Source organism: Rhodanobacter lycopersici (assembly GCF_040812335.1).
GTDB lineage: Bacteria > Pseudomonadota > Gammaproteobacteria > Xanthomonadales > Rhodanobacteraceae > Rhodanobacter_A > Rhodanobacter_A lycopersici.
Window position 1 is genome coordinate 515,391 of record NZ_JBFOHK010000002.1, and the last position, 19,287, is coordinate 534,677.

Sequence of the window (19,287 nt, forward strand, 5' to 3'; positions counted from 1 at the left end):
AATCGTGATGGACACAGACGGTAACCTCGCGTTAACGCGACGGCCAGCACGCCACACCATGCGGCGCAACATGGATCAGCGATCCTGCGTGGTATCGCGCAGCGACTCGCGGTAACCGGGGTGGTTGGTGGCGGCCAGCGCGCTCTCTGGCGGCAGCTGCAGATGCCAGCCCCGCTCGCGCAGATGCGCTATCACCTGCCTGGCGTCTTCGCGCGGCAGGCGACGTTGTTCGTCCAGTTGCAGTTCCAGCGCGAAGCGCAGTTCGCCCAGCATGCCGCGGAGCGGTTCGGGCAACACACCGAAGCCGTCGCGTTCGGCCAGCCACAGATAGGTATCGGGTCTGCGGCGGCTGGCGTAGACGAAGCACTGCATGGACGTTTTCCTCGATTCGTGGGTGTGGGGCCGGGCATTGCCGCGGCGATCCCGACAGCGATTGCTGCGACAGCACTTGCAACACCCGGGGCGAGCGGGCACAGTGCCGCGCAAGGATGTTAAACGCCCGTATGAATTTCGTGTGAAACCCGTAGGGCGCATGAACCCTCCATCTTGATCCGCAGGAGCACGTGATGCACAAGTCTTTCCGTTCCCTCTCGAGCGCCACCCGCCCGCTGGCGCTTGCCGCGCTGAGCGTGGCCGTCGCGGGCGCCCTGGTCGCGCCCGACATGGCCCATGCCAGCGCCTTCCAGCTGAAGGAGAACAGCACCCAAGGCTTGGGTCGCGCCTACGCCGGCTCCACCACGGCCGGCGGTGACGTGTCGGTCGTGGAGAACAACCCGGCGGCGATGAGCGACCTCGACGGCACCTTCGTGCAGGCCGACATCACCGCGGTCAACTTCAGCGCCAAGTTCAGTGGCAACTCAACGGCGTTGGCCGGTACGCCCTACGCGTATCCGATTTCCGGCGGTAACGGTGGCGACGCCGGCACCACGCTGCCGGTGCCCGCGCTGGCCATCGCCACCAAGGTGAGCGATCGCGTCAACCTCGGCATTGCGTTCGACGTGCCGTTCGGCTTCCAGACCGAATACGACAGCAACTGGGTGGGTCGCTACGATGCCATCAAGACCCTGCTGCGCTCGTACGACACCACGTTGTCCGCCTCGTTCAAGATCAACGACCAGTGGAGCATCGGCGCCAGCGCGATCGCCGAGCGCACCAATGCCCAGCTGACCAACGCGATCAACTTCAACGCCGTGGGCCTGGGCATCCAGCAGGGCATCGGCGAGAAGGCGGCTGCGGCCATCGCGCAGATCCAGGCTGCGGCTGCGGCCGGCCAGATCCCGCCGGCGCAGGCCGCCGCCATGGCGCAGGCCGCTGCCGCGCAGGCCCAGGCCGCTGCTGCCGGCGTGGCCGCGCTGACCCCGCAGGGCTCGGACGGCTATGCCAACGTCCAGGGCAACAACTGGGCCTGGGGCTGGCAGCTGGGTGCGTACTGGAAGCCGACTGCGAACGACCGCGTGGCGCTGGACTACCGCTCGCGCATCACGCACGACATCGATGGCACCGCCAACTTCACCACCACGCCGGGCTACGACCTGCTGCTGCAGAACCCGGAGTTGTCGGGCAGCATTCCGGCATTCCAGCACACCAGTGGCACGGCGCGCCTCACCAACCCGGCCACCGCCACCCTGAGCTACTGGCACCAGGAATCGCGGTTCGGCATCGGCGCCGACGTGTCGTGGACGCAGTGGAGCGTGATGCGCGACCTCACGCTGGTCTATGCCAACCCGACGCAGCCGACCACCACGCTGCCGTTCAACTGGCGCGACACCTACTACGTCTCGGTGGGCGGCGAGTACTACGCCACCGACAAGCTGACCCTGCGCGCCGGTGTGGCCATCGACCAGGCGCCGATGAGCGCCGACAACCGCGATCCGCGCGTGCCTGACGCGGCGCGCCACATGGCCACGTTCGGCATCGGCTACAAGGCGACCGAGAACTTCCAGATCAACGCCGCCTACGCGCATATCTTTGTCAGTCACGGCGGCATGAACGGCTCCGTCGACTCCACCGGCGACATCCTCACCGGCAGCTTCGACGACTACGGCAACCTGCTGAGCCTGTCGGCGCAGTACAAGTTCTGATCGCGCCGCGATCGGGCGTTTGCCAGCGAACCTCCCCGTGCGAGCGGGGAGGTTTTTTCATGTCCGCGCCGCAGGTTTTCAGCCGCGCCTGAGCAGCAGGTCCAGCATGCGCCGGAAACGTGCGCCGTAGGGCGGATTGAGCAGGCCGGCGCCGTTCCAGCGTGCCTGACGGAACACGGGTTTCAGGTGCGAGAAGGTGCGGAAACCCGCTTCGCCATGATAGCCGCCCATGCCCGAGGCGCCCACGCCGCCGAACGGCAGTTCGTGCTGGGCGATGTGGTAGAGCGTGTCATTGACGGTGACGCCGCCGGCGCGGGTGCGCGCGAGCACGCGGTCGATCAGCGACGGGTCCGTTTCGAACAGGTACAACGCGAGCGGGTGCGCGTGCGCGTCCACGTAGGCGATGGCTTCGTCCAGCGTGTCGTAGGGCACCAGCGGCAGCAGTGGGCCGAAGATTTCTTCCTGCATCACCGCCATGTCGTCGCGCACGTTCGCGAGCAACACCGGCGGCAGCAGGCGGCGCGCGGCGTCGGGCACCGCGCCGCTCAGTGATTCGACCGAAGCGCCGGCGGCCTCCGCGTCGTCGCGCAGCGCGGACAGACGCGCGTAGTGGCGGTCGGTGGCGATACTGGCGTATTGCGTGTTGCGTGCGAGATCGGGATACAGGCGCGCCACTGCTGCGCGTGCGGCGGCGGCGAACGCCGCCATTTGTGCGCGCGGCAACAGCACGTAGTCGGGCGCGATGCAGGTTTGTCCCGCGTTGACCAGCTTGCCGAACAGGATGCGTTCCGCCGCCTGCTCCATGCGCGCGCCGGGGCCGAGGATGGCGGGCGATTTGCCACCCAGTTCCAGCGTCACCGGGGTGAGGTTGGCGGCCGCCGCGCGCATCACGTGGTGGCCCACGGCGGTGGAGCCGGTGAACAGCAGGTGGTCGAACGGTAGTGCGGCGAAGGCCTGGCCCACGCTGGCGTCGCCGTTGATCACCTGCACCTCGTCGTTGCGGAAATACCTGGCGATGAGTTCGGCGAACAGGGCCGAGAAGCGCGGCGTGTATTCGCTCATCTTCAGCATCACGCGGTTGCCGGCGGCCAGTGCGTCCACCAGTGGACCCGCCGCGAGATAGAGCGGGTAGTTCCACGGCACGATGATGCCCGCCACGCCCCGCGGCTGCGGGTGCAGTTCGGTGCGCGCGGGCAGGAACAGCAGGTCGGCGAAGCGCCGCTTCGGCTGCATCCAGCGCCTGCCGTGGCGCAGCGCATGGCGTACGGCCGACAGGCTGGGGAAGATTTCCAGCAGTTCGGTTTCTTCCGTCGGGCGATTGCCGAAGTCGGCGTGGATCGCGGCGGCGATGCCGTCGCGATGCGACCGCAGCAGGCGTTCCAGCGCGCGCAGGCGCTCCGCGCGCGCGGGCCAGTCCGGCAGCGGGTCGCGGGCCTGTGCTTCGCGCAAGCGGCGCAGAGAGGTATCGAGGTCGGACATGCTGGGCGAACCTTGGATGGGGCGGGTTCGCGGCTGAAGCCGCTCCTACGACACGCCATGTAGGAGCGGCTTCAGCCGCGATGCGTCTCTGCGTCAGAACTTCACGCGCAGTTCCACGCCGTAGGTGCGGGGCGGGTCGATGACGGCCCAGGGTGTGCCGAACACCGTGGTGGTGAGGTTGGTGATGCCGATATAGCGTTCGTTGAAGACATTGTTCACGAACAGGCCGACGTCCCAGCGCTGGTCCGGCGTCTGCCAGTCCAGCCGTGCATTGGCGTGCCGCTGGGCCGTGCCCACCTGGAAATTCGGGCTGGTCTGGCAGGTGCCCTGAATCTGCGACTCCCCGTTGCAGCGGGTCTTGCTGCGGAAACCGTACTGGAAGTTGAACACCACGTTGCCGTTGGCCACGTTGTGCACGGTGTAGGCCATGCCGGCGGTGGCCGACCACAGCGGATTGCCGGTGGGTTGCCCGTTGAGGACGGTGCCATCCGGCGCCGTGGATTGCAGATAGCGCTGGCTGATGTAGGCCACATTCGCGTTGAATTTCAGGGCTTCGATGGGCTGCCATTGTGCTTCCAGGTCGACGCCCTTGGCCGCTTCGTTGCTGACGCTGGTGGTGTAGTACGGGATGCCGGTGCCGTTGGAACCCGGCTGCCCGGTGATGTTCGGATTGAGCACCTGCTCCTGCAGGTTGTAGTAGCGGTAGTAGTAGACCGAACCGTTGAACAGCAGGTTGTATTCCGGCACCACCGTCTTGATGCCGGCCTCGTAGTTCCACACTTTCTCCGGCGCGAAGTGCGAGCCGATGTCCAGGCTTTCGTAGCCGCCGGCCTTGTAACCCTTGGTCACCGAGAAATAGGCCATCACGTCCGGGGTGAACTTGTAGCTGAGCACCGCGCGCGGGCTGAAGTCGTTCCAGGTGTTGTGTGCGCTGACGAGGGTGTTGACCGGCGCGCCGCCGCTGGCGGTGAAGATCTCGTTGCTCTGGAAGGCGTTGAGCAGGGCGGACGTGGGAATGCCGGCCATGGCGGCGGCCATGTCGAGTATGCCGGCCTGCTGGAGCTGGTTCAGCGTGTTGTCCAGTTGCGGCGCCTGGCGCGGGATGTTGAACCAGGTGAAATCGCGCTCGTCATGCGTGAAGCGCGCGCCGGTGGTCAGGTCCAGCTTGTCGCTGAGGTGCCAGATCACGTCGCCGAACACGGCATAGGATTTGTAGTTGCCGTTGTTGTTGATCTGCTCGGTCCACGGGTCGCCGAGCAGGTTGTAGGGCAATCCGTAGGCGTCGAGCATCGACTGGAAATAGTGGAAGAGGGTGCCGGTGGGCGTTCCCGTCTGGGCACCCGTGTTCACCGCCAGCGTGTCGATGCTGTTGGTATTGACGTCCACCTGGTTGCCCTGCCGGGCCTGTTCGCTGTACCAGCTCACGCCGGTGACCCAGTCGAGCAGGTCGTTGCTGCCGGACAGCTTGAATTCCTGCGAGAAGGAGTTGTTGTGTTCGATGTTGGCAGTGGCGAGGTAGGTGTCGACATTGGCGGTGCCGTCGCTGTCCTCGAGATTGAAGGTATCGAAGTTGCGCCAGGCGGTGGTCGAGGTCAGGCTGCCCCAGGCGAAGTTGTGGTCGACGGTCAGCGTGACGCCGTCGAAGCGGCGCCGCTCGTCGGCGCCGACCGCATCGTTGTACAGCGGCGCGTTCAGCGGGTTGAGGTAGGTGGACGACTGCGCCGGGAAAGGCGGCAGTATCAGGCCGGATGGCTGCCGCACGGTGAAGTCCGACAGCGGCACCAGGCCGACGGCCGCCTGCGGTGCCTGGTTGAGCTTCTCGTGGTCCCACGACAGCAGCACGCGGGTCTCCGGCGTGAGGTTCCAACGGAACACCGCGCGGGTGCCCCAGTCGCCGTTGTCGCCGTAGTGCTGGCCGGTCGCCTGGTCCTTGATCCAGCCGTCGCTCTGGTTGTCGTAGGCGCTGACGCGCAGCGCCATGTCCTTGTTCAGCGGGATGTTGACCAGGCCGTAGGCATAGCGTTCGCCGTAATTGCCGTAGCGCAGCGTGGCATCGCCCTCGAACTTGTCGCTGGGTTCGTTGGTGACGATCGAGATCGCGCCGCCGGCCGCGTTGCGGCCGAACAGCGTGCCCTGCGGGCCTTTCAGCACCTCGATGCGCTGGATGTCGTTGAAAGCCAGCAGCGAGCCGCCGGTGCGGTCGGCATAGACGCCATCCACGTACACGCCCACCGCCGGTTCGGTGCCGATGCCGAAATCCTCGGTGGTGATGCCGCGCAGGGTGTAGCCGGGCTGGGTCGGCTGGGTGGTGGTGACGACCAGGCCCGGCACGAAGTACTGCATCTGGCTGATGTCGGTGGCGGTGACGCTGGCGATGTCCTTGGCGGTGACGATCTGCAGGGCGATCGGCACCTGCTGCATTTCCTGCGTGCGGCTTTGCGCCGTCACCGTGATCTTGCCAAGCTCGGTGGTGTTCTTGTCACTCTTTTTGGCGTCGGGTGTCGCGCTCGCGGTCTGTCCGGCACCGGCGTTCTGCGGTGCGTCCGTAGCCCATGCGGACAGGGGCGGAACCAGCAGCATGGTGCCGCCGAGCAACGCGAGGCGCAGTTGGACGGACAGTGGTCGCAGACGCATCGTCATACCCGTTCTCCCCAGACATAGGTCATGCATGGCGCGGCTGCCGCGCCGAAGTTTTCGTCCGCTGCGACCGCACTCAATGCACGATGTCGCAGTTCCCCTTGAGCGAAAGAATCCACGCGCGGATCAGCGCCTCGCCCTCGCGATCCACGGTGCTCCGGCCGATCTCCGGCATCATCACGCCGGGCCGGGTGGAGCCGATGCGGTTCATCAGGATCGACTCGTCCGGCTTGCCGGGCACGATGTCGAACAGGCGCCCGCCGGTGGCCGGGCCGGCCGCCTCGGGCGACTTGCAGATGCCGAGGTGGTGGTCTTCGGGCACGTCGGGGCCGAGCGAGAAGCCGGTGACGCTGGCCTCGCCGTGCGGGTTGTGGCACATCGCGCAGTTGATATCGAGGTAGGCGCGCGCGCGCGCGTCAAGCGAGGCGCTGGGGTCGCGCCAGTTGGCATCCTTGGGCACATCGGCCAGCCTGGGCATGTCCATCAGGTAGCCGATGGCGACCAGGTGCTCCAACTGGTTCTCGCGGCCGCTGCCGTAGTCGTAGTCGCGGTTCATGTGCCGCGCCTTGGGGCCGATCGGCTGGATGGTGCGGCCGATCATGTCGGCCTCGTGGCAGTTCACGCACTGGCCTTCGTCGGGCACCACGTAATTGAAGTCCTCGCGCTGGCCTTGCGCATCGACCAGGGTGAGCGCCTGCACGTCGCCGGTGCGTACCAGGGTGGCTTCGGTCTGCTGCGGGTTCCACACGTAGACGAAGGGTGTCCAGCCTTCCTTGCGGCGCACCAGCAGGCGTGTTTCCACCAGGTGCACGCTGGCGAGCCGCAGCCCCTGTCCGGCGAAGTCGCCGCTGTAGTCCAGCGTGCGCGCCACGTCGCTGAACTTGCCGTCGGCGGCGCGCGGGTAATAGAAGGTCTTGGAGATGATGGTGCCGACCGGGAAGTCGAACGCGTTCTTTGGGTCGTATTTCGCCGACACGCCTTTGGGCATCCAGATCGTGCGCAGCTTGTGCACGTAATCGGTGAACAGGTGCGTGTTGAGGCTGTACGGCACCACGCCGGCGTTGAGTTCCAGCTTGCCGTCGCGGGCTTCGAGCACGTGCCAGTCGCCGAGCTTGGCCGGTCGGCCATCGGCATGGAATGCGACCGGTGGCATGCCGCGCTGGCAGCCGGCCAGGAGGAGGGCCAGCAGGAGCGACGCCAGCAGCGTGGTGGCGCGTTTCGCGGACTTCACCATCGCGCCCTCAGAGCTTTGGTTCGGGGTTCAGGGTCACCGCCGGCAGCTTGTCCAGCGTGCACTGGAACGGCTTCATGTCGGTGTTGGGGTGCTTGTAGCCGTCGGGGCCGTCGGCATCGACCACGCCGCTGACGTCCTGCAGGCAGATGCGATCCTGCGGCGGCAGCGTCTTGTCGGTGAATTTCGGGTCGCTGTAGCCGTCCCACAGCACGTCGGGGAAGTGACCGTTGATGCCGAACAGCGCGACCTTCAGCGTCTTGAACTCCAGCCCGCTGGGCGAGTCGCCGCCACCCTTGAGGCGGTTGCCGTAGACGAAGATGCCCTTCGGGTACGGATCGTAGCCGGCCGCCACGCCGGTCTTGCTGGCGTAGTTGGTGGAGTAGAAGCTGGAGACGATGATGTTCGCCGTCTTGTTGTCGGCGATGTCGTTGTCGAAGATCTCCACCTTCGGGTTGGAGTTCACCACCACGCCCGAGCCCGCCGGCACGCTGGCCACCGCCGAACCGTTCGCCGCGAAGTTGTCGTGGTTGTTGGCGATCACCTGGTTCTTGAACACGCGCGTGCCGCTGCCTTCCATCAGCAGGTCGGGCATGTTGAACACGAGGATGCCGCCGGAGTTGTCGGTGGCGGTGTTGCCGTACACGTCGGCGTTCACCGTGTTCTCGATCTCGATGCCGGCCACGTTCCGTTCCACGTGGTTGTTGCGCACGATCACGTTGTTGGACTGGCCCACGTAGATGCCCGAGTCGGAGGCGCCGATCGCCGCCGAGTCCTCGATCAGCACGTTCTGCGTCTTCACCGGGTAGATGCCGTAGGGGCCGTTGCTGGTCTTCGAGCCGTCCGTCCATTGCGTGCGCACGCCATGGATGGTGATGTTCCTGCCATGGTTGATCTTCAGCGCGTCGCCCTTGGTGTCCTCGATGGTGAGGTTCTCGATGGTGAAGTCGTTGGCATTCACCAGCAGGCCTTCGGGGCCGACCACCTGGCCCTTGAACGAGAGGATGGTCTTGTCCATGCCGGCGCCCTTGATGGTGACGCCGTCGGTGCGCAGGCTGAGGCCGCGCTTCAGGTGATAGGTACCGGCGGGGATGTCGATCAAGGTGCCGGGCTTGGCGTCCAGCAACTGCTCCTGCAGCTTCGATTCGAAGCTGGCGTCGGTCTGGTTCTGCGGCGCGGGAGCCTGCTGGCTGCTGCAGGCGGCGAGTGCGGTGGCCAGCGCCACGGTGATGAGCGTCTTGCGCATGATCGTTGAACTCCCCATTCGAACGGCATTGCGGATGCCGCCACTGTCCCGCAAGGCGTTGCGGTTGGGGAGGGCAAAACGGCCAGAGGACGGGGGGTAAAGCGGCCAGTGTTGGCCGCGGAGGGTGGTCAGGCCGCCGCGCGGCGGGCTTCCTGCGGCGCCATGCCGGTCCAGCGCTTGAACGCGCGGCGGAATTCGCGCGGGTCGCTGAAACCCACCTCGCCGCCGATCTCGGCCACGCTCAGGTCACCGCCCTGCAGCAGTTGCAGCGCGCGCTCGGCGCGCACGCGGTCGTGGATCTCGCGGAACACGCGGCCGCTCTCGGTGAGCCGGCGGCGCAGCGAGCGTTCGCTGAGGTTGAGCGTGCGTGCCACCTCGTTGAGCGTGGGCTGCTGGCGCAACTGGCTGCGCAGCAGGCGTTCCACCGCGGCGACGATTTCCTGGTGCGGTTCGCCGCCATCGGGTGTGCGCTGTTGCGCGCACAGCGCCAGCGCCTGTTGCGCGGTGAGCGGGTTGTAGCCAGGCAGCGGGCGGGCCAGCCATTCCGTGCCGATCAGCAGCCGACAGTGCGGCGCGGCGAAGCGCAGCTCGCAGCCGAACAGTTGCGTGTACTCGTCGGCGTGGTCCGGGCGCGGATAGGCCAGTTCCACGCGCAGCGGGCGCAGCTCGGGGCCGACCAGCTCGCGCGCGATCAGCGTGGAGCTGGCGAACAGCTCTTCGCAGAAGAACGGCAGCAGGCTGGCGTCGTCGAACAGTGGTAGCGCGACCATCGCCACGGCATGTTCGTCCACCGGCTCGAACGCGAGGTCGAGCAGGCAGCCGCAGATCTTGTGGTAACGGATGCCCGACTGCATCGCCTCGCCGAAGGTGCGCGAGGTCATCATCGCCAGCCCGAGCAGGCCGAAGCCGCCGACGGTGCCCTCGCGGCCGATGCGCAGCCCGGCATCGTGTACGCCCGCCGCAGCCAGCGCGGCAAGCGCGCGATGCACGAACAGGCTGGCCTGGCGGTAGGAAACGCGCAACGCCGGGTCGGCGATCTGCGCGCGATTCAGCGCCAGCCCGGCGAACCACGCGCGGCTGTCCACGCCGCAGCCGTCCGCCAGTTGCGTCAGGTAGAGCAGCTTGTTGGTGGGAAACTCCGCGGCGGTCAGGCGTGGATCGTCCGTCACCGGCGTGGCGTGTGCGCTGGAGTGAAAGCCGATCATGCCGGCGGGACGTGCCATGGTGCCAAGCTCCGCATGGGCAGGCCAGGCGGCCTGCGATCCGCACGTTCTAGCACGCTTGCGTCGTCGGTCGCTTGTGCATTGCGCAAGTGGCCGGCCGGGCAACGGCCTTTCGGACAACCATCGACGGTGCTGCATCCCCGGTGTTGGAGGCGTCGGGGATGCGCCGAGTGTGGTTCAGCGCAGGCCGCCGCCAGCGTAGAGCTTCTCGCCGGTCAGCCAGCCGGCGTCATCGGACGCCAGGAACACCGCGATGGACGCGATGTCCTGCGGCTGGCCGATGCGGCCCAGTGGCGTCTGTGCCACGGCATGGGCCTGGAAATCCGAGCCGATGAAGCCGGCAGCGTGCGCGCCTTCGGTCTCCACCATGCCCGGATTCAGGGCGTTGACGCGGATGCCGCGGGCCCCGAGCTCCTGCGCGAGCGCACCGGTGATGCCTTCCACCGCGGCCTTCGTCGCGGTGTACACCGCCGAGCCGGGCGGGGTGATGCGGGCGACCAGCGAACCGATGTTGATGACGCTGGCGCCCTGGCCGAGATGCCGCGCCGCGGCCTGGGTGGTCAGCAGCAGGCCGAGCACGTTGACGTCGAACTGCTTGCGGTAATGCTCCTCGCTGATGCCCTCGATGGGCAAGAATTCGTAGATGCCGGAGTTGTTGACGAGGATGTCGAGGCGGCCGAAGCGCTCGACCGTCTGCGCGACGATGGCCTCTGCGTCGGCGGCCTTCGAAACGTCGCCCTGCACCGCGAACGCCTTGCCGCCGGCCGCGGTGATCTCGGCCACCACGGCGTCGGCGCCGGCCTTGCTGGAGGCGTAGTTCACGGCGACGGCGGCGCCTGCGGCGGCGAGTGCCTTGGCGATGGCGGCACCGATGCCCTTGGATGCGCCCGTGACGAGGGCGGTCTTGCCTTGGAGCTTGCTCATGGTGGGTTCCTGCGAGTGTGGCGGGTGAGGGGACGGGTCTGGTTCTTTGTTCCCGTAGTTCAAGATATATGAACTATGGAACCAATCGTCAAGGGGCAGGTAAAATGCCGCCATGCGTCCGCTGTTCCACCCATCGATCGACGACGTCACCGTGGAGGGCATCCTGCACGCGCTGTCCGATCCCGTGCGCGTGTCGATCTACGCCAGGCTGGCGGGCCTGAACTGCGCCGCGGCCTGCACCGCGTTCCAGCAGGCCGGCGACCGCGTCATTCCCAAATCCTCGCTGTCGCAGCACTTCCGCGTGCTGCGCGAGGCGGGCCTGGTCCGTAGCGAACGTTCCGGCGTGGAAATGCACAACACCACGCGCTGCGGGGAAATCGAGCAGCGCTTCCCCGGCCTGATTCCCGCCATTCTCAACGCACATCGCATGCAGGCTGCAGGCACGCCGTCGTCCCGCCCACCGCGCCGCAGGACGGCGACGGCTGCCGTCAGGAAGAAGGCAAAGGGGCGCTAGCAGTCCGTCGCCACGGTTGCTGGCGACGATTTCGATCCGGTCTGGTTGCTCGATGTACCGGCGGACTCCCCGCGTCTACGCAGGGAAGTCCGCCGGCCGTTGCATCACTCGCCGATGGTCAGCAGCGACGCGTTGCCACCGGCCGCCGTGGTGTTGATGGTGAGCGTGCGCTCGCCGGCGAAGCGCAGCAGATAGTGCGGGCCGCCGGCCTTGGGGCCGGTGCCGGAGAGGCTTTCGCCGCCGAACGGCTGCACGCCGACCACGGCGCCGATCTGGTTGCGGTTGACGTAGCAGTTGCCGACGCGGGCGTGGCTGCGGATGTATTCCACGGTGTCGTCGATGCGGCTGTGCACGCCGAGCGTGAGGCCGTAGCCGGTGGCGTTGATCTGTTCGACCACCTGCGGCAGTTCGCTGCCCTTCCAGCGCAGCACGTGCAGCACCGGGCCGAACACTTCGCGCTTGAGCGTGGACAGCGTGGGGATCTCGTAGGCGCGCGGCGCGAAGAAGGTGCCGTGGGCGGCGACGTCGGCGTCGAGCGGCGCTTCGGCGATCTTCTTCGCTTCCTTGTCCATGCGCGCGGCATGGTCGACCAGGATCTGCTTCGCGTCCTCGTCGATCACCGGGCCCACGTCGGTGCTGAGTTGGCCGGGGTCGCCCACCTTCAGCTCGGCCATCGCGCCGGCTAGCATCGAGGTCACCTTGTCGGCGATATCTTCCTGCACGAACAGCACGCGCGCCGCCGAGCAACGCTGGCCGGCGGACTGGAAGGCGGAGGCGATCACGTCCTTGACGATCTGCTCGGGCAGGGCGGAGGAGTCGGCGATCATCGCGTTCTGGCCACCGGTCTCGGCGATCAGCGCGGCGATCGGCGCGTTGCGCGCGGCCAGCGCACGATTGATCGCCCAAGCGGTCTCGGTGGAGCCGGTGAAGGCCACGCCGGCCACGCGCGGGTCCCTGGTGAGCGCGGCGCCGACCACGGCGCCGTCGCCGGGCAGGTATTGCAGCACGGCTTCGGGCACGCCGGCTTCGTGCAGCAGCTTCACGGCCGCGTAGCCGATCAGGCTGGTCTGCTCGGCGGGCTTGGCGATCACGCTGTTGCCGGCGGCGAGCGCGGCGCTGACCTGGCCCAGGAAGATCGCCAGCGGGAAGTTCCACGGGCTGATGCAGACGAACACGCCGCGGCCGTTGAGGAACAGCTGGTTGCTCTCGCCGGTGGGGCCGGGCAGCTGCTCGGGCTGGCCGAACAGACGGCGCGCCATCGTCGCGTAGTAGCGCAGGAAGTCGGCGGCTTCGCGGATCTCGGCGATGGCGTCGGGCAGGCTCTTGCCGGCCTCGCGCACGCACAGTGCGATGAATTCGGCGCGGCGCGCTTCGAGCTGCTCGGCGGCGTGTTCGAGGATGGCGGCGCGGCTGGCGGCGGGCAGGCGATCCCAATCGGGCTGGGTGGCGACGGCATTGGCCAGCGCCTTGTCGACCAGCGCGGCGTCGGCGCTGACATAGCTGCCCACGGTCTGGCGGCGGTCGGCCGGGTTGGTCACGGTGACGGTCGCGGCTGAAGCCGCTCCTACGGCGCCCGGCACCAGCGGTTCGGCGGTCCACGGGCCGGACTTGGCGTTGACGGCTTCGGCGGTGGCCTTCAGTTCGTTGTCGTTGGAGAAGTTGATGCCCATGGAATTCTTCCGCAGTTCGCCAAAGAGGTTGACCGGCAGGGGGATGCGCGGGTGGGGAATGGAAGCGAAGCGGCGCACCGTCTCGCAGGGATCGGCCACCAGCTCGCGCACCGGCAGCGTCTCGTCCACCACGCGGTTGACGAAGCTGGTGTTGGCGCCGTTTTCCAGCAGGCGGCGCACCAGGTAGGGCAGCAGGTCCTCGTGCGTGCCCACCGGCGCGTACACGCGGCAGGGCACGTTGAGGTTCTGCGGGCCGATCACCTCGGCGTAGAGGTCGGTGCCCATGCCGTGCAGGCGCTGGAACTCGAACGGCCGGCCGCGCGCGATGTGATGCACGGCGGCGATGCTATGCGCATTGTGGGTGGCGAACTGCGGGTAGATCAGCTCGCTGCCGGCGTCGAACAGCTTGCGCGCGCAGGCGAGGTAGGACACGTCGGTGTTCGGCTTGCGCGTGTACAGCGGGTAGCCCGAAAGGCCCTGTTCCTGGGCACGCTTGATCTCGGCGTCCCAGTAGGCGCCCTTCACCAGGCGCACGTACCAGCGACGATTTGCCGCACGTGCCGTCTCGATCAGCCAGTCGATCACGAACGGGGTGCGCTTGGAGTAGGCCTGCACCACGATGCCGAGGCCGTTCCAGCCCTGCAGCGAGGGGTGCGCGAACACGTCGCCGATGATGTCCAGCGAGAGTTCGAGGCGGTCGGCTTCCTCGGCGTCGACGGACAGCGCGATGCCCTGCTTCATCGCCAGCTGCGACAGTTCCAGCAGCTTGGCGGTGAGGTCGCGGCGGGCGATTTCGCGCTTGGCCACCTCGTAGCGCGGGTGCAGCGCGGACAGCTTCACCGAGATCGACGGCGCGTCGGTGTGGTTGGCGAACGGGCCGCGCGCGCCGATGCGGGCGATCGCGCGGCGGTAGTCTTCCTGGTAGCGCTCGGCGGTCTCGGCGGTGAGCGCGGATTCGCCCAGCATGTCGTAGGAATAGCGGTACACCGCATATTCCTTCTTGGCGCAGCGGTCCAGCGCCTCGTCGATGGTTTGCCCCATCACGAACTGGTGGCCCATGATGCGCATGGCCTGGCGCACGGCGAGGCGGATCGCCGGTTCGCCGGCGCGGCCGGCCAGGCGCTTCAGCGCGCCGGTGAAGTCGCGGCGGGTTTCCTCGGCCAGGTTCACCAGGTGGCCGGTGAGCATCAGGCCCCAGGTGCTGGCGTTGACGAACAACGACTCGCTCTGGCCCAGGTGCTTCTTCCAGTCGGCGTCGCCCAGCTTGTCGCGGATCAGTTTGTCGGCGGTGGCCTTGTCGGGGATGCGCAGCAGCGCCTCGGCCACGCACATCAGCAGCACGCCTTCCTCGGAGGACAGGTCGTACTGGCGCATGAAGGATTCCACCGCGCTCTGGTCCTTGGCGCGGGCGCGCACGCGCGTCACCAGGCCGGCGGCGAGGTCGATCACCTGCTCGCGCTCGGCGGGCGGCAGGGTGGCCTGGGCGAGCAGGTCGTTGACCGCTTCGGTCTCGTCGCGCAGCCACGCGGCGGTGATGCGCGCGCGGGCGGGCTCGGCGCCGGCGGGGAGTTCGGGGCTGAGGATGGGCAGGGTCACGATGGAGTCGATGTGCTGGGGTGGGACGGACGGAACGCGCGATTGTACGCCGTGCGCCGCTCCGCCGCCGCAATCTGCCGTCGTGGCGCAGGGTACGCGAAGGTATGTCGCCTGCCGGCAAAGCCGCATCGCCAAAACTGACCAGGCTCAAGCGCCTGCGGCATTCTTGCCCCTTGCGCTCGCGCGACCTATTATCGAAACGCTCTTGGCACGCCGGATCTCCATGATCGTGCTACGACCAGCCGCCGCCGGCTTGCCGCGCGTGACGATATGGCTAAGGCCCAATCGCACGCTCAGTCGACGCGGCCTGCGTCGGCTGATCATGCTTCTGGTGGCGCTGGCGCTGACGACCGCCGTCCTGGGTGCGTGGCAGGGGAATGTGTTTGCTCCGCTGTTCGCCCTGGTCGAGTCGTCTGCCGTGGCTGTCGCCCTGTGCGTGGCCTGGCGGGCCGGCGACCGCAGCGAGCGCATCACCCTCGACGACACGTCGCTGGAGGTGCAATCGTTGCCGGGCCGGCGCCGTGTGCGTTTCCAGTCCTACTGGGTGCGCGTGCGGATGGATGAGGGGGAAAGCGGATGTCGCCGCCTGCTGCTGTCGTCGCACGGGCGCGAGCTGGAAATCGGCGGGTTCCTTGCCGAACAGGAACGTGTCGAGCTGTTGCGGAAACTCAAGGTGCTGCTGGAAGGGATCAACGACCGGCAGCGCGGATAGGTTCAACAAAGGGCGAGAGCATGACATCTGGCAGCATCAGGACTGACGGGGCCGGGCCGAACGGAAATCGCATCCGTTGCGGTCGATCCAGCCACGGCAGGATGACCGGCATCAGGCGCGCGGTCATGGCGTCGACGGCTCTCGTGCTGGCGCTGTGCGCCGGTCTTGCGCAGGCCGATCCCCAGCCGTGGCAGCTCAACATGACGCGCGGCGTGACCACCTGGTCCGGCGAACCGTACTTCCTCAACAACGTCGCGCTCGGCGTGTGCGTGGTGATCGGCGTGCTGGTGTTCGGCGCGATGTTCATCGCCATGTTCCGCTTCCGCAAGTCGCGCGGCGCGGTGGCGGAGAAGTGGTCGCACAACACCACGGTCGAGATCATCTGGACCACGATCCCGGTGATCATCCTGATGACGCTGGCGTGGCTGGCCACCGACGGTATGCGCACGTTCTACGACACCACCGGCTCGCAGATGACGGTGAAGGTCACCGGCTACCAGTGGAAGTGGCGCTACGACTACGTCGACTACCTCGGCAAGCCGATCAGCAAGGTCGGCTACATGTCCAAGCTCGACGCGCTCTCCGACAAGACCCGCCAGCTGGATTCGGGCATGGATCCGTACGCGGTGAAGACCGGCGACGAGGGCACCTACCTGCTCAACGTGGACAAGCCGCTGGTGCTGCCGATCCACACCAAGATCCGCTTCGTGATCACCAGCGAGGACGTGATCCACTCGTGGTGGATGCCGTCGTTCGGCTGGAAGATGGATGCGATTCCGGGAATCATCAATTCGGCCTGGACCAACATCAACGTGGCCGGCACCTATCGCGGGCAGTGCGCCGAACTGTGCGGCCAGGATCACGGCTTCATGCCGATCGTGGTGAAGGCCGTGTCGAAGGAAGACTTCGCCAAGTGGCTGGCGGCGCAGGAAGAGTCTGCTGCGCCGGCTGCACCGGCTGCCGCCGCCAGCGCCACTGCGCCGCAGACTGCCGTGGTCGCCGCGCCGGCTGGCGGCAAGACCAAGGGTTGATCGTCCGCCGGCCCATCCAGTTTCAGTCAAAAGTGTTGCGGTCATCCTGATCGCGAAGATCAAAAGGCAATCCTCCGTGGTTGCACTTTTCACAAGAAAACAGGCAGAGGTGCAAGCCCATGGCCCACGAAGCCACCCACGATCAGCACGACGACCACCACCACGCGCCGCAGGGTTTCTTCCAGCGCTGGGTGATGTCCACCAACCACAAGGACATCGGCACGCTGTACCTGATCTTCTCGCTGACGATGTTCTTCATCGGCGGCAGCTTCGCGATGGTGATCCGCGCCGAGCTGTTCAAGCCCGGCCTGCAGCTGGTGCAGCCGTACTTCTTCAACGAGATGACCACCATGCATGCGCTGGTGATGATCTTCGGCGCGATCATGCCGGCCTTCGTGGGCCTCGGTAACTGGATGATCCCGATGATGGTCGGCGCGCCGGACATGGCGTTGCCGCGCATGAACAACCTGTCGTTCTGGATCCTGCCGTTCGCGTTCGCACTGCTGCTGTCCACGCTGTTCCTGCCCGGCGGGAGCCAGGCCGGCGGCTGGACGATGTATCCGCCGCTGTCGCTGCAGAGCTCGTCGCTGGCCTACACCGTGTTCGCGATCCATCTGATGGGCATCAGCTCGATCATGGGCGCGATCAACATCATCGCCACCATCCTCAACATGCGTGCGCCAGGCATGGACCTCCTGAAGATGCCGGTGTTCGTGTGGAGCTGGCTGATCACCGCGTTCCTGCTCATTGCGGTGATGCCGGTGCTGGCCGGCGCGGTGACCATGCTGCTCACCGACAAGTACTTCGGCACCAGCTTCTTCAATCCGCACGGCGGCGGCGATCCGGTGTTGTACCAGCACGTGTTCTGGTTCTTCGGGCATCCCGAGGTGTACATCATGATCCTGCCCGCGTTCGGGATCATCTCGGAGGTGATCCCGACGTTCTCGCGCAAGCCGATCTTCGGTTACAAGGCGATGGTGTTCGCGATTGCCTCGATCGCCTTCCTGTCGTTCATCGTGTGGGCACACCACATGTTCGCGGTCGGCCTGCCGATGGGCGCCGAGATCTTCTTCATGTACGCCACGATGCTGATTGCGGTGCCCACCGGCGTGAAGGTGTTCAACTGGGTGGCCACGATGTGGGGCGGTTCGTTGTCGTTCGAGACGCCGATGCTGTTCGCGATCGCGTTCGTGATCCTGTTCACCATCGGCGGCTTCTCCGGCCTGATGCTGGCGCTGGTGCCGGCCGATTTCCAGTACCACGACACCTACTTCGTGGTGGCGCACTTCCACTACGTGCTGGTGACCGGCGCGGCGTTCGCGATCATGGCGGCCACCTACTACTGGATGCCGAAGTGGACCGGCCACATGTACAACGAGTTCTGGGGCAAGGTGCACTTCTGGTGCTCCGTGGTGTTCGTGAACGTGCTGTTCTTCCCGCAGCACTTCCTGGGCCTGGCCGGCATGCCGCGCCGCATCCCGGACTACAACGTGGCGTTTGCCGACTTCAACATGATCAGCTCGATCGGCGGCTTCCTGTTCGGCGCCTCGCAGCTGATCTTCCTCGGCGTGATCGTGCACTGCGCGTTCTTCTCGAAGAAGAAGGCCACCGACCGCGTGTGGGAAGGCGCGCGCGGCCTGGAGTGGACGCTGCCGTCGCCGCCACCGCACCACAGCTTCACGGTGCCGCCGGTGGTGCACGACGAGGAGCTCGCGCACGGCCACGTGAACGACTGACCATCATCCCGCCGCCGCGGCCCCGGGGCCGCGGCGGCCCCAGCGGGGACAGCAGCGCATGACATCCAGCATCGTGGACAACCGGTTCGAGCAGGGTCGTTTCGAGCAGGGCCGCCGCCGCGGCGTGCGCCGCACCGTGACGGTGCTGGCGATCGTGGTCGGCGCGTTCTACCTGCTGTCGTTCGTGCAGATCCTGTTGATGAAGTAGAGGCAGCGCCACACGGGTTCCACGGATGACGGCGGCAGGGTCGTCCGGCAGCGATATCCGGCCACGGCATGACGGGGTCGGGTCACCAAGCAACGCCACGGGGTCAAACCATGGGTCAGCAGCACGATATCTACTACGTACCGAGCAAGAGCCAGTGGCCGATCGTGGCCGCGGTGGTCATGTTCCTCACCGTGTTCGGCGCGGCGCACTGGCTGAACGCGGAGCCCGGCGAGAGCGGCTTCGGCAAGACGGTGATCACGATCGGCGCGATCGGCATCCTCTGCATGTTCTTCGGCTGGTTCCATTCGGTGATCAAGGAATCGCTGGCCGGCCTGTACAACCCCCAGGTGGACACCTCGTTCCGCATGGGCATGATGTGGTTCATCTTCTCCGAGGTGATGTTCTTCGGCGCGTTCTTCGGCGCGCTGTTCTACATCCGCACGTTCTCGGTGCCGTGGCTGGGCGGCGCAGGCCATGGCGTGCTCACCCACCAGTTCCTCTACGAGACCTACAGCGGTGCCTGGGGTGCGGCGGGCGGCAACGGTCCGCTGCACATCGGCGGCGGCTTCAGCACCGTGCCGCCGTGGGGGCTGCCGCTGCTGAACACGCTGATCCTGCTCACCTCCAGCGTCACCGTGACGATCGCGCACCATGCGCTGCGCGCCGGCCATCGCGGCCGCATCCTGCTGTTCCTCGGCCTCACCGTGCTGCTGGGCGCGAGCTTCCTGTTCTTCCAGGCGCACGAATACATGGAGGCGTACAAGGAGCTGAACCTCACCCTGCACAGCGGCGTCTACGGCTCCACCTTCTTCATGCTCACCGGCTTCCACGGCCTGCATGTGACCCTGGGCACGATCATGCTGGCGGTGATCTGGTGCCGTGTGCTGAAGGGCCACTTCAGCAAGGAGCACCATTTCGGCTTCGAGGCGGTGGCGTGGTACTGGCACTTCGTCGACGTGGTCTGGTTGTGCCTGTTCCTGTTCGTCTACATCCTGTAGT

The 19,287-nt window shown here is 66.8% G+C and carries 15 protein-coding genes; 7 read left to right on the forward strand and 8 right to left on the reverse strand.

Features of this window, described 5'->3' with window-relative positions:
• Nucleotides 1-75 precede the first annotated feature (75 nt).
• Nucleotides 76-372 (reverse strand): YcgL domain-containing protein, encoded by a 297-nt coding sequence (locus ABQJ54_RS09200; protein WP_367853996.1) that lies wholly within the window; start codon nucleotides 370-372, stop codon nucleotides 76-78.
• Nucleotides 373-566: 194 nt separating this feature from the next.
• Here ABQJ54_RS09200 and ABQJ54_RS09205 point away from each other — a divergent pair, with 194 nt between their 5' ends.
• Entirely contained in the window at nucleotides 567-2,081 is a 1,515-nt protein-coding gene (locus tag ABQJ54_RS09205) for an OmpP1/FadL family transporter (protein ID WP_367853997.1), read from the forward strand.
• A gap of 78 nt (nucleotides 2,082-2,159) precedes the next feature.
• Here ABQJ54_RS09205 and ABQJ54_RS09210 read toward each other — a convergent pair whose 3' ends face one another.
• From ABQJ54_RS09210 to ABQJ54_RS09235, 6 genes are all read right to left on the reverse strand, one after another.
• The gene (locus tag ABQJ54_RS09210; protein WP_367853998.1) at nucleotides 2,160-3,560 is read right to left on the reverse strand and encodes a coniferyl aldehyde dehydrogenase; all 1,401 of its coding nucleotides are present in this window, start codon (nucleotides 3,558-3,560) and stop codon (nucleotides 2,160-2,162) included.
• 93 nt (nucleotides 3,561-3,653) lie between these two features.
• Nucleotides 3,654-6,200, reverse strand: a complete 2,547-nt coding sequence (locus ABQJ54_RS09215; RefSeq protein ID WP_367853999.1) for a TonB-dependent receptor — start codon at nucleotides 6,198-6,200, stop codon at nucleotides 3,654-3,656.
• 73 nt (nucleotides 6,201-6,273) lie between these two features.
• Entirely contained in the window at nucleotides 6,274-7,431 is a 1,158-nt protein-coding gene (locus tag ABQJ54_RS09220; protein WP_367854000.1) for an SO2930 family diheme c-type cytochrome, read from the reverse strand.
• Nucleotides 7,432-7,438: 7 nt separating this feature from the next.
• Nucleotides 7,439-8,674: a parallel beta-helix domain-containing protein gene (locus tag ABQJ54_RS09225; RefSeq protein WP_367854001.1), complete on the reverse strand. Its 1,236-nt coding sequence runs from the start codon at nucleotides 8,672-8,674 to the stop codon at nucleotides 7,439-7,441.
• Nucleotides 8,675-8,802: 128 nt separating this feature from the next.
• On the reverse strand, nucleotides 8,803-9,897 hold the full coding sequence (locus ABQJ54_RS09230) for an AraC family transcriptional regulator (RefSeq protein ID WP_367854002.1): 1,095 nt from the start codon (nucleotides 9,895-9,897) through the stop codon (nucleotides 8,803-8,805).
• Between the two features lie 177 nt (nucleotides 9,898-10,074).
• On the reverse strand, nucleotides 10,075-10,821 hold the full coding sequence (locus ABQJ54_RS09235) for a glucose 1-dehydrogenase (protein ID WP_367854003.1): 747 nt from the start codon (nucleotides 10,819-10,821) through the stop codon (nucleotides 10,075-10,077).
• Nucleotides 10,822-10,933: 112 nt separating this feature from the next.
• On the opposite strand from ABQJ54_RS09235, the gene ABQJ54_RS09240 reads away from it, so the two are divergent.
• Entirely contained in the window at nucleotides 10,934-11,335 is a 402-nt protein-coding gene (locus ABQJ54_RS09240) for a helix-turn-helix domain-containing protein (protein WP_367854004.1), read from the forward strand.
• 104 nt (nucleotides 11,336-11,439) lie between these two features.
• Here the strand turns inward: ABQJ54_RS09240 and putA are convergent, their stop codons facing one another.
• Nucleotides 11,440-14,601 (reverse strand): bifunctional proline dehydrogenase/L-glutamate gamma-semialdehyde dehydrogenase PutA, encoded by a 3,162-nt coding sequence (gene putA / locus ABQJ54_RS09245; RefSeq protein WP_367854005.1) that lies wholly within the window; start codon nucleotides 14,599-14,601, stop codon nucleotides 11,440-11,442.
• A gap of 268 nt (nucleotides 14,602-14,869) precedes the next feature.
• Between putA and ABQJ54_RS09250 the strand changes: the two genes are divergently transcribed.
• From ABQJ54_RS09250 to ABQJ54_RS09270, 5 genes are all read left to right on the forward strand, one after another.
• Nucleotides 14,870-15,313: a DUF2244 domain-containing protein gene (locus tag ABQJ54_RS09250; protein ID WP_367854420.1), complete on the forward strand. Its 444-nt coding sequence runs from the start codon at nucleotides 14,870-14,872 to the stop codon at nucleotides 15,311-15,313.
• A 125-nt stretch (nucleotides 15,314-15,438) separates the two neighbouring features.
• Nucleotides 15,439-16,344 (forward strand): cytochrome c oxidase subunit II, encoded by a 906-nt coding sequence (gene coxB / locus ABQJ54_RS09255; protein ID WP_367854006.1) that lies wholly within the window; start codon nucleotides 15,439-15,441, stop codon nucleotides 16,342-16,344.
• Between the two features lie 119 nt (nucleotides 16,345-16,463).
• The gene (ctaD, locus tag ABQJ54_RS09260) at nucleotides 16,464-18,080 is read left to right on the forward strand and encodes a cytochrome c oxidase subunit I (RefSeq protein WP_367854007.1); all 1,617 of its coding nucleotides are present in this window, start codon (nucleotides 16,464-16,466) and stop codon (nucleotides 18,078-18,080) included.
• Nucleotides 18,081-18,138: 58 nt separating this feature from the next.
• On the forward strand, nucleotides 18,139-18,288 hold the full coding sequence (locus tag ABQJ54_RS09265; RefSeq protein WP_367854008.1) for a hypothetical protein: 150 nt from the start codon (nucleotides 18,139-18,141) through the stop codon (nucleotides 18,286-18,288).
• 110 nt (nucleotides 18,289-18,398) lie between these two features.
• On the forward strand, nucleotides 18,399-19,286 hold the full coding sequence (locus ABQJ54_RS09270) for a cytochrome c oxidase subunit 3 (protein WP_367854009.1): 888 nt from the start codon (nucleotides 18,399-18,401) through the stop codon (nucleotides 19,284-19,286).
• Nucleotide 19,287: the final 1 nt, after the last annotated feature.

Coding starts and splice junctions, on each gene's coding strand:
- ABQJ54_RS09200 (WP_367853996.1), bottom strand. CDS start 372: ATGCAGTGCTTCGTCTACGCCAGCCGCCGCAGACCCGATACCTATCTG.
- ABQJ54_RS09205 (WP_367853997.1), top strand. CDS start 567: ATGCACAAGTCTTTCCGTTCCCTCTCGAGCGCCACCCGCCCGCTGGCG.
- ABQJ54_RS09210 (WP_367853998.1), bottom strand. CDS start 3,560: ATGTCCGACCTCGATACCTCTCTGCGCCGCTTGCGCGAAGCACAGGCC.
- ABQJ54_RS09215 (WP_367853999.1), bottom strand. CDS start 6,200: ATGACGATGCGTCTGCGACCACTGTCCGTCCAACTGCGCCTCGCGTTG.
- ABQJ54_RS09220 (WP_367854000.1), bottom strand. CDS start 7,431: ATGGTGAAGTCCGCGAAACGCGCCACCACGCTGCTGGCGTCGCTCCTG.
- ABQJ54_RS09225 (WP_367854001.1), bottom strand. CDS start 8,674: ATGCGCAAGACGCTCATCACCGTGGCGCTGGCCACCGCACTCGCCGCC.
- ABQJ54_RS09230 (WP_367854002.1), bottom strand. CDS start 9,897: ATGGCACGTCCCGCCGGCATGATCGGCTTTCACTCCAGCGCACACGCC.
- ABQJ54_RS09235 (WP_367854003.1), bottom strand. CDS start 10,821: ATGAGCAAGCTCCAAGGCAAGACCGCCCTCGTCACGGGCGCATCCAAG.
- ABQJ54_RS09240 (WP_367854004.1), top strand. CDS start 10,934: ATGCGTCCGCTGTTCCACCCATCGATCGACGACGTCACCGTGGAGGGC.
- coxB (WP_367854006.1), top strand. CDS start 15,439: ATGGCGTCGACGGCTCTCGTGCTGGCGCTGTGCGCCGGTCTTGCGCAG.
- ctaD (WP_367854007.1), top strand. CDS start 16,464: ATGGCCCACGAAGCCACCCACGATCAGCACGACGACCACCACCACGCG.
- ABQJ54_RS09265 (WP_367854008.1), top strand. CDS start 18,139: ATGACATCCAGCATCGTGGACAACCGGTTCGAGCAGGGTCGTTTCGAG.
- ABQJ54_RS09270 (WP_367854009.1), top strand. CDS start 18,399: ATGGGTCAGCAGCACGATATCTACTACGTACCGAGCAAGAGCCAGTGG.